Raw genomic sequence first — 14,209 nt, 5'->3', positions numbered from 1 at the left:
ACGCCGGTCGTGCTCGGGGCCGGCGACGGACCGCTCGGCAACCTCGGCACGGGCGCGCTGCGCCCCGGCGTGGCCGGGCTGTCGCTCGGCACCAACGACCTGTCGCAGTACACCTTTGCCGCGGCCAACCGCATGCAGGGCGAGCTCGCGGGGCTGCTGGGCATCTGGCAGCCGGCGCTGCTCGACATCATCAAGATGGCCTGCGACGGCGGTCGGATCACCGGCAAGACCATCGGTGTTTGCGGCGAGGCCGGCGGCGACCCGCTGCTCGCGCTCGTGCTCTGCGGCCTCGGCGTCTCGTCGCTGTCCATGGCCGTCGGCAAGATCAAGGCAGTCAAGACCGCCCTGCGCCTGCACGACCTCGGCACCTGCCAGCGGATGGCCGACGCCGCCCGTCGCGCCAAGGACGCCAAGGAGCGTCAGCTGCCCGAGCTGGACGACGAGTTCGCCCAGCTGGCTTCGGAGTTCGACACGATCGACGAGCTCAAGGCCGACGTCGCCGAGCAGACCGCGACGCAGAAGAAGTTCGAGCAGGGCGCCCAGGCGCGCGACAAGGTCCTCGAGCAGCTGCTCACCGAGATCGACATCCCGCTGCCCGAGAGCATCGTCGAGGCCGAGATCGAGCAGCACTTCGCCAGCGGCCACGAGGACGGCTCCGACAACGAGGAGCACCGCGCCGAGGTCGACAAGAACACCCGCGAGGCCCTCAAGGCACAGTTCCTCCTCGACGCCATCGCCGAGCAGGAGGACGTGCAGGTCGGTCAGCAGGAGCTCATCGAGTACCTCGTGATGTCCGCGCAGCAGTACGGCATGGACCCCAACCAGTTCGCCCAGCTGCTCGACGGCCAGGGCCAGGTGCCCGCGATGGTCGCCGAGGTCGCCCGCCGCAAGGCGCTCGCCTCCGTGCTGGAGAAGGTCACCATCAAGGACGGCAACGGCGACGTGGTCGACCTGTCCGAGCTGGACGCCGAGCTCGAGGACGGCTCCGAGGACGACGACGTCGACGAGGTCGCGCTCGACGAGGTCGACGACGCCCAGGACGCCGCTGACGAGGGCGCCTCCGACGAGTCGGCGGACGACGCCAAGGCCTGAGCAAGGCGCGCACACCTGGCGAAGAGCAGGCAGCCAGCCCAGGCTCACGCCGATCCGTAGACCGGCCCGGTCACCTTCCGCACGGAAGGCGACCGGGCCGGTCTACGTGAAGGGGGGTGGGTCACACCGCGGGCGGCGCCGTGGTGGCCCCGACGACCAGGTGCGCCTGGAGCACGACGTCACGACCGGGCTCGCCGGCGAGGCCGTCGCGGACCAGCCGGGCAGCTCGGGCTCCCTTGTCGCTCCCGGGCTGGGCGACGGTGGTGAGCGGCGTGGGCCACCACGGCAGGTCGACCCCGTCGAAGCCCGTGACGGACAGGTCCTCGGGCACGCGCAGGCCGAGGGACTCGGCCGCCTGCATCACCCCGACGGCGAGCAGGTCGCTGTGCGCGAGGATCGCGGTCGGGCGGTGCACCGGGTCGGCCAGCAGCGCGCGGGCTGCCTGCTCACCGCTCTCCACGCCGGAGAGCGTGGCCTCGGCCGTCACCAGGTCGGACCCGAAGACGTCGACCAGTGCCGCGTGGCGGGCGGCCGTGTGCGGGGCCTGCAGGTCGGGCAGGGTCACCTCGCCGACCCGCTGGTGCCCGAGGCCTGCGACGTGCTCGGCCACCAGGCGCATGGCGACGCGACTGTCGATGTCGCACTGGACGATCCGGGGGTCGCGCGGTGCGCCGAGGCCGACGAGCGGGATCTGCCGGGCCGCGAGGGAGTCCACGACGCTCCGGCGGCCCTGCCCGCAGCTGAAGAACATCGCGGCGTCGATCGGTGCCGCCGAGAGCTGCGCGAGGGCGCGCTCCGACTCGTCGCGGACCCGCCCGATGATGAGCATGCCGAGCCCGAGCTCGTCGAACACGCTGGCCGCGCCGTCCAGCACGAGGACCTGGTAGGGGTCGTGCAGGGTCTCCTGGATCGAGCTGTCGAAGATCACGGCGACCACCCCGGAGCGGCCGGTGCGCAGGGACGCCGCCACCGGGTCGGGGCCGCCGTAGCCCAGCGACTCCGCGGCCGCCAGCACCCGGGTGCGCGTGGCATCGGCCACCGGGCCCTTGCCGCTGAAGACCAGGGAGGCCGTCGACGTCGAGACCTCGGCCAGCCGGGCCACGTCGCGCAGCGTCGGTCGGCGCTCGGCGCGATGGCGCGGTGCTGGGCTTTGACGACTCGGGCTCACCGGACCCATACTAGTCGAAACGATTCGATAGGTGTTAGGAAGTCATGTCCTCCTCGCTCGACCAGCCCACCGGCGCCCCCGCGATCAGCCGCCCGCGCGTCAACGCGGCCCGCCTCGCCGTGCTGCTCGTCTTCGCGCTCAACGGCGCGACCTTCGCCACCTGGGCGTCCCGGATCCCCAACGTCCGCGACGAGCTCGGGCTCGCCCCGGGCCAGCTCGGCCTGCTGCTGCTCTTCATCTCGGCCGGCTCGCTGATCGCGCTGCCGCTGTCCGGTCGGGTGACCCCGGCCATCGGCGCCCAGGCTGCCGTGCGCTACGGCTCGATCATCGGCTGCTTCGGCATGGTGCTCGCCGGGTTCGCGACCGACCTGCTCAGGGCGCCGGTCGTGGTCGCGACCGGCATGTTCCTCATCGGTCTCGGCATCGGCTTCTGGGACGTGTCGATGAACCTCGAGGGTGCAACCGTCGAGCACCTCTGGGGCAAGACGGTGATGCCGCACTTCCACGCCGCGTTCTCGCTCGGCACCGTCGTCAGCGCGCTGATCGGTGCGGGGATGGCCAAGCTGGAGGTCTCCGTCTCCTGGCACCTGCTGGTGGGGGCCATCCTCATCGTGGCGACGAACATCTGGGCCTCGGCCAAGTTCCTCCCGCGCGGCGTCGAGGCCGCCGAAGAGGTGGCTGCCTCCGAGCAGGCCGAGACCGCAGAGGCGGCCGCGCCAGTCTCCGCCCGCTCCGCCTGGACCGAGCCCCGCACCCTGCTCGTCGGTCTCGTCACGATGGTCGCCGCCTTCACCGAGGGCACGGCCAACGACTGGATGTCCGTAGCCCTCGTGGACGGCTACCACCTGCCCGCCTGGGCGGGCGTGCTCGGCTTCGCGACCTTCTTGACCTTCATGACCCTGGGGCGCGTCAGCGGCGTCAAGCTGCTCGACCGCTACGGCCGCGTGCCCACCCTGCGCGTGATGTTCCTGCTCGCCATGGCCGGGTCTTTGCTGGTCATCTTCGGCACCACCCCGCTGGCCTTCATCGGCGCGGCGATCTGGGGCTTCGGCGTCTCACTCGGCTTCCCGGTCGGGATGAGCGCGGCGGCGGACGAGCCCGCCCGGGCCGCGCAGCGCCTGTCGGTCGTGGCCACGATCTCCTACACCGCGTTCCTCGCCGGCCCGCCCCTGCTGGGCTTCCTCGGCGACCACGTCGGCGTGCTGCGCGCCTTCCTCGTGGTCAGCGCGGCGCTCGTCCCGGCCCTGCTGCTGCTGCCGGTCATGCGCGAGCCCGCTGCGCTCACGGCGAACACGGACACCACGCGGGAGTAGCGGCCGGGCCGCACGCGTTAGGGTCAGTAGCAAGGCCCCCTGGCCGACCGCCCCCACGCTCGTGGGAGACGGTCGGCCCGGCCCGGCCCACCGTCTACGACGATAAGGAAGCCACGTGAGCACCACTCCCGCCAACGCCGGCCAGTCTCCGCAGAGCGGGCTGGACGACAACGTCTACCAGCGCCTGCTGAAGGACCGGATCATCTTCTTGGGCTCGGACGTGCGTGACGACAACGCCAACGCCATCTGCGCCCAGCTGCTGCTGCTGTCGGCCGAGGACCCCGAGCGGGACATCTGGCTCTACATCAACAGCCCGGGCGGCTCGATCACCGCCGGCATGGCGATCTTCGACACCATGAACCTCATCCCCAACGACGTGTGCACCGTCGCGATGGGCATGGCCGCCAGCATGGGCCAGTTCCTGCTGTCCGCCGGCACCAAGGGCAAGCGCTACGCCACGCCCCACGCGCGGGTGCTGATGCACCAGCCGCTCGGTGGCCTCGGCGGCACCGCCACGGACGTCAAGATCCAGGCCGAGCTCATCTTGTCGATGAAGCGCACGATGGCCGAGCTGATCGCCGAGCACACCGGTCAGACCTTCGAGAAGATCACCGCGGACTCCGACCGCGACCGCTGGTTCACCGCCCAGGAAGCCCTGGAGTACGGCTTCGTCGACCACCTCATCGAGCGCTCCTCGCAGTCGCCCGCCGAGGGCGTCAAGCCCGAGTGACCCGATCCGCAGCCGAGACGACGCAGAGCCAGGAGAACCCCTGATGCAGACCCCCATGTTCGGCGGTAGCGCTCCGGAGCGCATCCAGACCCCGACCAGCCGCTACATCCTTCCGCAGTTCGAGGAGCGCACGTCCTACGGGATGAAGCGCACCGACCCTTACACCAAGCTCTTCGAGGACCGGATCATCTTCCTCGGCGTGCAGGTGGACGACGCGTCGGCCGACGACATCATCGCCCAGCTGCTGGTGCTGGAGTCCCAGGACCCCGACCGCGACATCCTGATGTACATCAACAGCCCCGGTGGCTCGTTCACCGCGATGACCGCGATCTACGACACCATGCAGTTCATCCGCCCCGACGTGCAGACCTTCTGCCTCGGTCAGGCCGCCTCGGCCGCCGCGGTGCTGCTCGCCGCCGGTGCCCCCGGCAAGCGCTTCGCCCTGCCGAACAGCCGGATCCTCATCCACCAGCCCGCCGTCGAGCAGGGTGGCGGTCAGGCGTCCGACATCGAGATCCAGGCCAACGAGATCTTCCGCATGCGCACCTGGCTCGAGGACACCCTGGCCAAGCACAGCGGCCGCTCGGCTGAGCAGATCCGCGACGATATCGAGCGCGACAAGATCTTGTCCGCCGAGGGCGCCAAGGAGTACGGCCTGCTCGACACCGTCCTCAACACCCGCAAGGCGTCCCTGGAGGACTGACCCGCTGCGCCTCTGGGCCCGCACCGCCGTCCGGTGGTGCGGGCCCTGTCGCATCCGGGGGTGTGCCTTCTGACCTTCTGGCCTGCTGGCCGGGCTGGGCCTGCGGCGGTCGCCTGCACGCCAGCTGGGGTGATTCGCGCAGGATCCCGTGAGGTGCGCAGGGTCGGGAGGGCGGCGTGTCACGGGTTCGTGGGCGTCCCACGGGTTCGTGCGCAGATTGCCGCGGTCGGGGCGCCCTCGACGCGCGTAGATCGTGTCGGCCGATGGATTGCGCTGTTGGCTGAACCGCGCCGTGCCGGGGCGTCGGAGCCCGACAAATGTCGGCACCGAGGGCGGCACCCCGGTACGGTCGGGGGACGGACGGCGAGGCCCGGCCTCGGCCTCGTGACGTCCCTCGGGCGAGAGCCCGTCCTACCCCCGCGAAAGGTGACTCGACATGGCCCGCATCGGAGACGGTGGAGACCTGCTGAAGTGCTCCTTCTGCGGCAAGAGCCAGAAGCAGGTCAAGAAGCTCATCGCCGGCCCAGGGGTCTACATCTGCGACGAGTGCATCGACCTGTGCAACGAGATCATCGAGGAGGAGCTCGCCGAGACCTCCGAGGTGGGTCTCGAGGAGCTGCCCAAGCCGCGCGACATCTTCAGCTTCCTCGAGTCCTACGTGATCGGGCAGGAGTCGGCCAAGAAGGCGCTGGCCGTGGCGGTCTACAACCACTACAAGCGCATCCAGGCCGGTGAGGCCGTCGCGTCGGTCGGGTCCAAGAAGTCCGACGAGACCGTCGACATCGCCAAGTCCAACATCTTGCTGATCGGGCCCACGGGCTGCGGCAAGACCTACCTCGCCCAGACCCTGGCGCGGATGCTCAACGTGCCGTTCGCCATCGCGGACGCCACCGCGCTGACCGAGGCGGGCTACGTCGGCGAGGACGTCGAGAACATCCTGCTCAAGCTCATCCAGGCCGCCGACTACGACGTCAAGAAGGCCGAGACGGGCATCATCTACATCGACGAGATCGACAAGATCGCCCGCAAGTCCGAGAACCCCTCGATCACCCGTGACGTCTCCGGCGAGGGCGTGCAGCAGGCGCTGCTGAAGATCCTCGAGGGCACCACCGCGAGCGTGCCGCCGCAGGGTGGGCGCAAGCACCCGCACCAGGAGTTCATCCAGATCGACACCACCAACGTGCTGTTCATCGTGGGTGGCGCGTTCGCGGGGCTCGACCAGCTGATCAGCCAGCGGGTGGGCAAGCGGGGCCTCGGCTTCGGCGCCGAGCTCAACCAGCTCCACGAGAAGGGCACCCCGCGCTTCGACGAGCTGCGCCCCGACGACCTGATGAAGTTCGGGCTCATCCCCGAGTTCATCGGCCGGCTCCCGATCATCGCGACCGTCGACGAGCTCGACCGCCCGGCGCTCGTGCGCATCCTCACCGAGCCGCGCAACGCCCTGGTCAAGCAGTACCGCAAGATGTTCGAGATCGACGGCGTGGACCTCACCTTCGAGGACGACGCCATCGACGCGATCGCCGACAAGGCCATCGACCGCGGCATCGGCGCGCGCGGCCTGCGCGCGATCATGGAGGAGATCCTGCTGCCGGTGATGTTCGACGTGCCGAGCGACGACGAGATCGCCAAGGTGGTCGTCACCCGCGACACCGTGCTCTCCAACGTCAACCCCACCATCGTGCGCCACGACGCGCTGCCCAAGCGGGCGCGCAAGGAGTCCGCCTAGCCCTAGCGCCGCTCCAGCGCCGCCGGTCATGGGACGGCCGCAGCGGGGGTGGGTGATACTGCGAGGGGGGACCGAGACGCCTACCCCGCCTTGCGGCTGCACCGTGGCGTCGTCGCGCTGCGTCAGTCGACGCCGACGACGTGCGGCTCGGCCGCGCTGGTCGTCGCCCGGATGATGGCTGACCCGCAGTTCGCCGAGTGGGTGCGCAGCGGGGCCGCGCGTCGGCCGCCGGCGCCCGGTCTGGACGGGCTCGCCACGGCGGGGGAGCGGTTCGCCGCCTACGAGCAGGTGGTGCGTGACCGCACGGCGCGCGCCCTCCCGGGGAGCTCCTGGCGGTTGATCCCGCAGCTGCCGTGGCCGAAGTTCTGGGGCACAGCGCCGTGGGCCGCTCTACGCGAGCTGGCTTCTGCCACAGGGAGTTCGCTGTGGTCCTACCGAGTCGTCCGGCTGCGTGGCCGGTCCCGGGACGAGCGGATCGCCGTCCAGGCGCAGCTGGAGAAGCGCGTGTCGACCAGGCGCCCCGCCCTGCTCTACACGGGCAACGCGTTGTTGCCCCGCCACGTCACGCTGCTCGTCCCCGACGACGACGGCTCCGGCCTCGATGTCTACGAGCCGAGCAGTGGCACGGTGTCGTCGCTGCCGCCCGACGCGTTGGCGACCGACCACCTCGCCGGGGCCGGCTGGCCGGTGCCCTGGCTGGTGGTCGCGCCCGGGCGCTGATCGGTCAGCGCACCACGTCGTACGCGAGATGCACCACGCCGCAACCGAACTCGTGCTGGTCCACGAGTCGTAGGCCGATCCGCACGTCCCGCGGCAGCCAGGGTGTGCCGCTGCCGACGACGATCGGGTTGGCGTAGTACTCGATCCCATCAACGATCCCTGCGCGCAACGCGTGGGCGGCCAGCTCCGGGCCGCCAATGCCTACCTGGCCGTCCGCCTCGTCGACGAGTCGTCGCACCGCCACTGGGTCGAAGGTGCGCTCCAGCCGGGTCCTGGTCGTGTCGACGCTCGCCAGGGAGCGGGAGTAGACGACCTTGTCCCGCGACCGCCACAGCTCGCCGTAGTCCCGCTCGACCGGCATCGCCTCGGGTGACTCGCCGTAGGTCTCCCACACCTTCAGCACCTCGTAGAGCCGTCGCCCGTAGAGCTCCACCGTCACCGGCCGCTCCCGCTCGTTGAGGTAGGCGTGGACCTCCTCGTCCGGCGCCGACCAGTCGAAGTCGCCGTGCTCGTCCGCGACGAAGCCGTCGAGCGATCCGATGCTGGTGTAGACGAGTCGTCCCATGCCCTGGCTCCTGCCGGCTAGACGCGGGCCCGCTTCTCGGCCGGGATCAGCTCGACGTCGGTGACGGCCACGTCGGTGCCGCCCTCGGCGTAGGTCAGCCCCGAGATGTTGCCGGTGGCGCGCAGGTCGGCCTCGGCCCGGCGGATGCGCTCGACCACCGACGCGGGGGCGGTGAGCGTCATCGCGGTGATCTGCGAGCGCATGCCGACCTTGGCCTCGGACTTGGCCTTGCGGACGCCGATCAGGGCGTTGGACACGTCCGTCAGCAGCGCCGAGTCGCCTTGAGCGGCAAAGGACTTCAGCTCGTCGGCGGTCGGCCACGGCTGGCGGTGCACCGAGCCGGTGCGGAACCAGCTCCACACCTCCTCGGTGCTGTAGACGAGCACCGGGGCAAACAGGCGCAGCATCACGTCGAGCGCGATCCGCAGGGCCGCGCGCGCCGAGGCGGCACCGGCCTCGTCACGACCGCCGTGCGCCCGGTCCTTGACGAGCTCGATGTAGTCGTCGCAGAACGTCCAGAAGAAGGACTCGGTCGCCTCCAGCGCCCGGGTGTAGTCCATCGCCTCGTATCCGGCGGTCGCCGACTCGACGACCCGCGCCAGAGTGGCCAGCATCGCCTGGTCGACCGGCTCGGTGACCTGCTCGGCCAGGTCGCCGGAGACCTCGCCGAAGGACAGGGCGAACTTGCTCGCGTTGAGCAGCTTGATGGCGAGGCGACGCCCGACCTTCATCTGCGCCTCGTCGAGCGCGGTGTCGGTGCCGAGCCGAGCGGCCCCGGCCCAGTAGCGGATGGCGTCGGTGCCGTGCTGCTTCAGCAGGTCGATGGGCGTGGTGGCGTTGCCCTTGGACTTGCTCATCTTCTTGCGGTCGGGGTCGAGGATCCAGCCGTTGATGGTGGCGTCGGTCCAGGGCAGCGAGTCGTGCTCGAGGTGCGCGCGCACCACGGTCGCAAACAGCCAGGTGCGGATGATGTCGTGCCCCTGGGGGCGCTGGTCGAACGGGAAGATCTTGGCGAACAGCGCCGGGTCCGAGCCCTGCCCGCCGGCGCGCCACCCCGCCGCGATCTGCGGGGTCAGCGACGACGTCGCCCAGGTGTCCATGACGTCCTGGTCGCCGACGAAGCCGCCAGCCTGGCCGCGCTGGGACTTCTCGTAGCCGGGCGCGGGCTGTGCCGCAGGGTCTACGGGGAGCTGGTCCTCGGTGGGGAGAATCCTTGTCTCCCAGTCGATCTCACCGTCGGCCCCCACGGCGTACCACACCGGGATCGGGACGCCGAAGAAGCGCTGCCGCGAGACCAGCCAGTCGCCGTTGAGGCCGCCCACCCAGTTGTCGTAGCGCGAGCGCATGAAGCCGGGGTGGAAGGCGAGCTCCTGACCGCGCTGCAGCAGCTGCTCGCGCAGCGCCAGGTCGCGACCGCCGTTCTTGATGTACCACTGGCGCGAGGTGACGATCTCGAGCGGCTTGTCGCCCTTCTCGAAGAAGTTGGCCTTGCGCTGGGTCTTCTTCGGCTCGCCGTCGAGGTCGCCGGACTCGCGCAGCGCAGCGACCACGGCCTCGCGCGCGGAGTGCGTCGTCTTGCCCGCCATCTGCTCGTAGACCTCCCGCCCCGCCTCGGCGGTGAGCCACGCCGGCGTCTCGGCCTGGATGCGGCCGTTGCGGGTGATGACCGAGCGGGTCGGCAGCTGCAGCTCGCGCCACCACTGCACGTCGGTGAGGTCACCGAAGGTGCAGCACATGGCGATGCCGGCGCCCTTGTCCATCTCGGCCGCGGGGTGCGCGACGACCGGCACCTCGACGCCGAACAGCGGCGAGGTGACGGTGCTGCCGAACAGCGGCTGGTAGCGCTCGTCGTCGGGGTGGGCGACCAGCGCCACGCACGCGGGGAGCAGCTCGGGCCGCGTCGTCTCGATGTAGACCTTCTCGGCGTCGGCCCCCGCCCCGGCCCCAGCCCCGCCGGCGTGGAAGGACACCCGGTGGTAGGCGCCCGGGTAGTCCCGCGCCTCGAGCTCGGCCTGGGCGACGGCGGACTGGAAGGTGACGTCCCACAGCCCCGGCGCCTCGGCCTGGTAGGCCTCGCCACGGGCGAGGTTGCGCAGGAACGCCTGCTGGGCGGTGGCCCGGGAGTGGTCGTCGATGGTGCGGTACTGCACGTCCCAGTCGAGCGACAGCCCGAGCCGGCGGAAGGTCTCCTCGAAGGTCTCCTCGTCCTTGACGGTGAGGATGTCGCACAGCTCGATGAAGTTCTGCCGGCTGATCGGCACCTGGTCGGCCGCCTTGACCGACTTGCCCTCGGCCCCCTCGAGGGGCGGCACGAACGACGGGTCGTGGTGCCGCGTCGCGTCGCCGCGCACGCCGTAGTAGTTCTGCACGCGGCGCTCGGTCGGCAGACCGTTGTCGTCCCAGCCGATCGGGTAGAACACCTCGAAGCCGGACATCCGCTTGTAGCGCGCGATGCAGTCGGCCTGGGTGTAGCCGAACACGTGACCGAGGTGCAGCGAGCCCGACGCCGTGGGTGGCGGGGTGTCGATCGCCCAGATCTGCTCGCGCGGCAGGTCCATCGCCTTGGCCCGGTCGAACCGGTAGGTGCCCTGGTCGCGCCATACGACCGACCACTTGTCCTCCAGGCCGTCGAGCGACGGCTTCTCCGGGACGGTGGTGCGAGTCGTGTCGTTGGTCATGCGCGCGATTGTCCCAGAGGGCGCGCCCCGCGAGCGAATCGGTTCACGCCTAGAGTGGGCACCATGCAGGCGAAGGCGAGCGTGAAGGACCGGGCCGCGAAGGTCGTCGAGAGGCTCCGGGCGGAGCCGGTCTACTGGCCGGTGGTGGGCCTCGGTCGGACGATGTTCGCCGCCCAGGGGCTGGACTTCCACGTCCAGGGCGCCGAGAACATCCCGGACGAGGGCCCGGCGGTCATCCTGATGAACCACACGAGCTACCTCGACTACACCTACGCGGGCTTCGCAGCGCTGCCCAAGCGCCGGCTGGTCCGCTTCATGTGCAAGGCGTCGGTCTTCGACCACAAGGTCGCCGGCCCGCTCATGCGCGCGATGGGCCACATCCCCGTAGACCGTCAGGCCGGGGCCGCGTCCTTCCGCGCGGCGCTCGCGGCGCTCAAGAACGGCGAGCTCGTCGGCGTCTTCCCCGAGGCGACCATCTCGCTGTCGTTCGAGCCCAAGGCGTTCAAGTCCGGCGCCGTGCGGATGGCCCAGATGACCGGCGCGCCGGTCATCATCGTGGCGATGTGGGGCGCGCAGCGGGTGTGGACCAAGGGCTACAAGAAGCGGCTCGGGCGCACCAACACCCCGATCTACATCGCGGTGTCCGAGCCCATCCACATCGAGCGCAAGGCCAACACCGACGAGGCCTCGGTGCAGCTGCAGGAGCGGATGACCCAGATGGTCCACGCGCTGCAGGCGGAGTACCCGCCCATCCCCGACGCCGAGCGGCACCTGGTCCCGGCGCGCCTCGGTGGCGCGGCCCCGACCCGCGCCGAGGCCGACGCGATCGACGCCGCCCGGCCCGAGCTCGGCTGAGGAGCAGGTCGCCTCGATGCGAGCGGTCGTCTACGACGGCTACGGCGCGACCCCGCAGGTCCGCGACGTCGCCGCGCCCACCTGCCCGCCCCGCGGTGTCGTCGTCGACGTCCTCGCGACCGGGGTGTGCCGCTCGGACTGGCACGCCTGGCGCGGCGAGGACCCGGTCGACCTCCCGCACGTCCCCGGCCACGAGCTCGTCGGCGTGGTCGCGCAGGTCGGGGAGCAGGTCCGGCGCTGGCACGTGGGCGACCGGGTGACCGTGCCGTTCGTCTGCGGCTGCGGCCGGTGCGAGTGGTGCCTCGCGGGCGAGCCGCAGGTGTGCCCCGACCAGACGCAACCCGGCTTCACCGGGCCGGGCAGCTTCGCCGCGCAGGTGGCGCTGCACGAGGCCGACCTCAACCTCGTCGCCCTGCCCGACGCCATCAGCGACGTCACCGGTGCCGCGCTCGGCTGCCGGTTCGCCACGGCCTACCGCGCCCTCGTGACGCACGCCCGGCTGGCCCGCGGGCAGTGGCTCGCGGTCTACGGGCTCGGCGGGGTGGGGCTGTCGGCGCTGCTGATCGGTGTCGCGCTCGGCGCTCGCGTGGTGGCGGTCGACGTGAGTGTCGCCGCGCTCGAGCGCGCCGTCGCCCTGGGTGCCGCCGCCACCGTGAGCTCCGCCGAGACGAGCGACGCCGCGGCCGCCGTGCGCTCCATCACCGGGGGCGGTGCCCACGCGACGATCGACGCGATCGGGTCGCCGACCGTGGCGGCCGCGTGCGTCTGGTCGCTGCGTCGCCGCGGCCGGCACGTCCAGGCGGGGCTGCTCCTCGGCGACGACGCGACGCCGCCCATCCCGATGGACCGGGTCATCGCCGAGGAGCTCGAGATCTACGGCACGCACGGCCTCGCGGCGGCGGACTACCCGGCCATGCTCGAGCTGGTCGCCTCCGGCGCCGTGCCGCTCGACCGCCTGGTCGGCCGGGTCGTCGGGCTCGACGACGCGCCGGCCGCGCTGATGGCGATGAGCGACCCGGCCAGCTCGGGGCGGAGCATCACCGTGGTGACGCCCCGCTCGTAGCCGTCAGTGCAGTCGTCGGCGTCAGTTGACCTTGCGGTCACGGTCGGCCCAGTACGGCGCGCGCAGCTTGAACTTCTGCAGCTTGCCGGTGGCGGTGCGGTCCAGCCCGTCGCGGAACTCCACGATCGACGGCGCCTTGTAGCGCGCGACCCGTGCCTTGCAGTGGTCGATCACGTCCTGCTCGGTGAGCGTCGAGCCCTCCCGGCGCACGACGAGCGCGAGGATCGTCTCGCCCCACTTCTCGCTCGGCACACCGATGACGGCGACCTCGGCGACGTCGGGGTGGGAGAAGATCGCGTCCTCGACCTCGATCGACGAGACGTTCTCGCCGCCGGTGATGATGACGTCCTTGCGCCGGTCGGCGATGGTCAGGTAGCCCTCGTCGTCGAGGCTGCCCCCGTCGCCGGTGTGGAACCAGCCACCCGCGAGGCAGCGCTCCGACTCCTGCGGGTTGTCCCAGTAGCCCTCGAGCACGACGTTGGAGCGCGCGAGCACCTCGCCCTCGGGGTCGAACGACAGGTCCACGCCGATCGCGGGGCTGCCCGCCCGCATCAGCCGGACCGCGCGGTCCTCGACCGACAGGTCGTCCCACTCGGCGCGCGACCGGTTGATCGTCAGCAGCGGCGAGGTCTCGGTCAGCCCGTAGATCTGGACGAACTCCCAGCCCAGCTCGCGCTCCACGCGGGCGATGGTCTTGGACGGCGGCGGGGCGCCCGCGACGACGATGCGCACCCGGTCGCGACCGGGGATCGGGCCGTCCCACTGCTCGGCCGCGTCGAGCACGGCGGCGACCACGGCGGGAGCGGCGCACAGCACGGTGACGCCGAACTTCTCGACGCGGCGCAGGATCTCGGCGCCGTCAACCTTGCGCAGCACGACCTGCGGGACGCCCATCCCGGTCGTGACGAAGGGCATGCCCCAGCCGTTGGCGTGGAACATCGGGAGCGTGTGCAGGTAGACGTCGCGGTCGCTCACGCCGAGGTGCAGGCCGAACGTCGTGGCGTTGGTCCACAGGTTGCGGTGGGTCAGCTGCACACCCTTGGGCCGGGCCGTCGTGCCGGACGTGTAGTTGATGGTCGCGGTGGCGTTCTCGTCCGGCGCGGACCACGGGGTCGGCTCGGCGCTCTCGTCGAAGAGGTGCTCGTCCTCGCCGATGACGAACAGGTGCTCGACGTCGATGTCGAACAGCGCGTCCTTGATCTCTGGGTCGACGAACAGGACCTTGGCGCCGCTGTGACCGACGATGTAGGCGACCTCGTCGCGCGAGAGCCGGAAGTTGATCGGCACGAGCACCCGCCCGTAGCCGCTGATCCCGAAGAACGCCGTGAGCAGGCGGGCGCTGTTGTGCGACGCGATGGCCACCCGGTCACCCTCGCCGACGCCGAGCCGCTCCATCGCCGCCGCCATGGCCCGGGCCTTCGCCGCGAGCTCGCGGTAGGTCAGCTCACCGAGCGAGGGAGCCGGCTGGTCGGGCTCGTCGATCACCCCGACGCGCTCGCCGTAGACCAGCTCGGCGCGGCGGATGAAGTCGTTGACGGTGAGCGGGACGAGCATGGCCGGCCTCCGGTGGCGTGAGCGAGGTCGCCGCAGCCGCCC

At 71.1% G+C, this 14,209-nt stretch carries 12 protein-coding genes; 8 read left to right on the top strand and 4 right to left on the bottom strand.

Features of this window, described 5'->3' with window-relative positions; translation table 11 throughout:
- Positions 1 to 1,092 (top strand): trigger factor (locus MM440_RS05830; protein WP_338155609.1); only part of this gene is annotated, 1,092 nt, incomplete at its 5' end.
- Positions 1,093 to 1,213: 121 nt separating this feature from the next.
- On the opposite strand, the gene MM440_RS05825 is transcribed toward MM440_RS05830, so the two are convergent.
- Positions 1,214 to 2,260: a LacI family DNA-binding transcriptional regulator gene (locus tag MM440_RS05825; protein WP_241443335.1), complete on the bottom strand. Its 1,047-nt coding sequence runs from the start codon at positions 2,258 to 2,260 to the stop codon at positions 1,214 to 1,216.
- 44 nt (positions 2,261 to 2,304) lie between these two features.
- Here MM440_RS05825 and MM440_RS05820 point away from each other — a divergent pair, with 44 nt between their 5' ends.
- The 5 genes from MM440_RS05820 to MM440_RS05800 all read left to right on the top strand — a co-directional run bounded on the left by MM440_RS05820 (position 2,305) and on the right by MM440_RS05800 (position 7,452).
- On the top strand, positions 2,305 to 3,573 hold the full coding sequence (locus tag MM440_RS05820) for an MFS transporter (protein WP_241443333.1): 1,269 nt from the start codon (positions 2,305 to 2,307) through the stop codon (positions 3,571 to 3,573).
- A 115-nt stretch (positions 3,574 to 3,688) separates the two neighbouring features.
- Positions 3,689 to 4,303 (top strand): ClpP family protease, encoded by a 615-nt coding sequence (locus MM440_RS05815; RefSeq protein ID WP_241443331.1) that lies wholly within the window; start codon positions 3,689 to 3,691, stop codon positions 4,301 to 4,303.
- A gap of 43 nt (positions 4,304 to 4,346) precedes the next feature.
- Entirely contained in the window at positions 4,347 to 5,006 is a 660-nt protein-coding gene (locus tag MM440_RS05810) for an ATP-dependent Clp protease proteolytic subunit (protein ID WP_241443329.1), read from the top strand.
- 436 nt (positions 5,007 to 5,442) lie between these two features.
- Positions 5,443 to 6,732, top strand: a complete 1,290-nt coding sequence (clpX, locus tag MM440_RS05805) for an ATP-dependent Clp protease ATP-binding subunit ClpX (RefSeq protein ID WP_241443328.1) — start codon at positions 5,443 to 5,445, stop codon at positions 6,730 to 6,732.
- 90 nt (positions 6,733 to 6,822) lie between these two features.
- Positions 6,823 to 7,452 carry a hypothetical protein gene (locus MM440_RS05800; RefSeq protein WP_241443326.1) on the top strand — a complete coding sequence of 210 codons (630 nt, stop codon included), beginning with the start codon at positions 6,823 to 6,825 and terminating at the stop codon, positions 7,450 to 7,452.
- A gap of 4 nt (positions 7,453 to 7,456) precedes the next feature.
- Here MM440_RS05800 and MM440_RS05795 read toward each other — a convergent pair whose 3' ends face one another.
- Entirely contained in the window at positions 7,457 to 8,017 is a 561-nt protein-coding gene (locus MM440_RS05795) for a dihydrofolate reductase family protein (RefSeq protein ID WP_241443324.1), read from the bottom strand.
- Positions 8,018 to 8,034: 17 nt separating this feature from the next.
- On the bottom strand, positions 8,035 to 10,695 hold the full coding sequence (gene valS, locus MM440_RS05790; RefSeq protein WP_241443322.1) for a valine--tRNA ligase: 2,661 nt from the start codon (positions 10,693 to 10,695) through the stop codon (positions 8,035 to 8,037).
- 63 nt (positions 10,696 to 10,758) lie between these two features.
- Between valS and MM440_RS05785 the strand changes: the two genes are divergently transcribed.
- Together MM440_RS05785 and MM440_RS05780 are read left to right on the top strand one after the other, a co-directional pair.
- Positions 10,759 to 11,550 (top strand): lysophospholipid acyltransferase family protein, encoded by a 792-nt coding sequence (locus tag MM440_RS05785; RefSeq protein WP_241443320.1) that lies wholly within the window; start codon positions 10,759 to 10,761, stop codon positions 11,548 to 11,550.
- Between the two features lie 16 nt (positions 11,551 to 11,566).
- The gene (locus MM440_RS05780) at positions 11,567 to 12,613 is read left to right on the top strand and encodes a zinc-dependent alcohol dehydrogenase family protein (protein WP_241443318.1); all 1,047 of its coding nucleotides are present in this window, start codon (positions 11,567 to 11,569) and stop codon (positions 12,611 to 12,613) included.
- Between the two features lie 21 nt (positions 12,614 to 12,634).
- Here MM440_RS05780 and MM440_RS05775 read toward each other — a convergent pair whose 3' ends face one another.
- On the bottom strand, positions 12,635 to 14,167 hold the full coding sequence (locus MM440_RS05775) for an AMP-binding protein (RefSeq protein ID WP_241443316.1): 1,533 nt from the start codon (positions 14,165 to 14,167) through the stop codon (positions 12,635 to 12,637).
- Between the last annotated feature and the right edge of the window lie 42 nt (positions 14,168 to 14,209).

The sequence above is a fragment of the Arsenicicoccus piscis genome (assembly GCF_022568835.1).
GTDB lineage: Bacteria > Actinomycetota > Actinomycetes > Actinomycetales > Dermatophilaceae > Arsenicicoccus > Arsenicicoccus piscis.
This window is presented reverse-complemented; position numbering and strand designations above follow the sequence as displayed.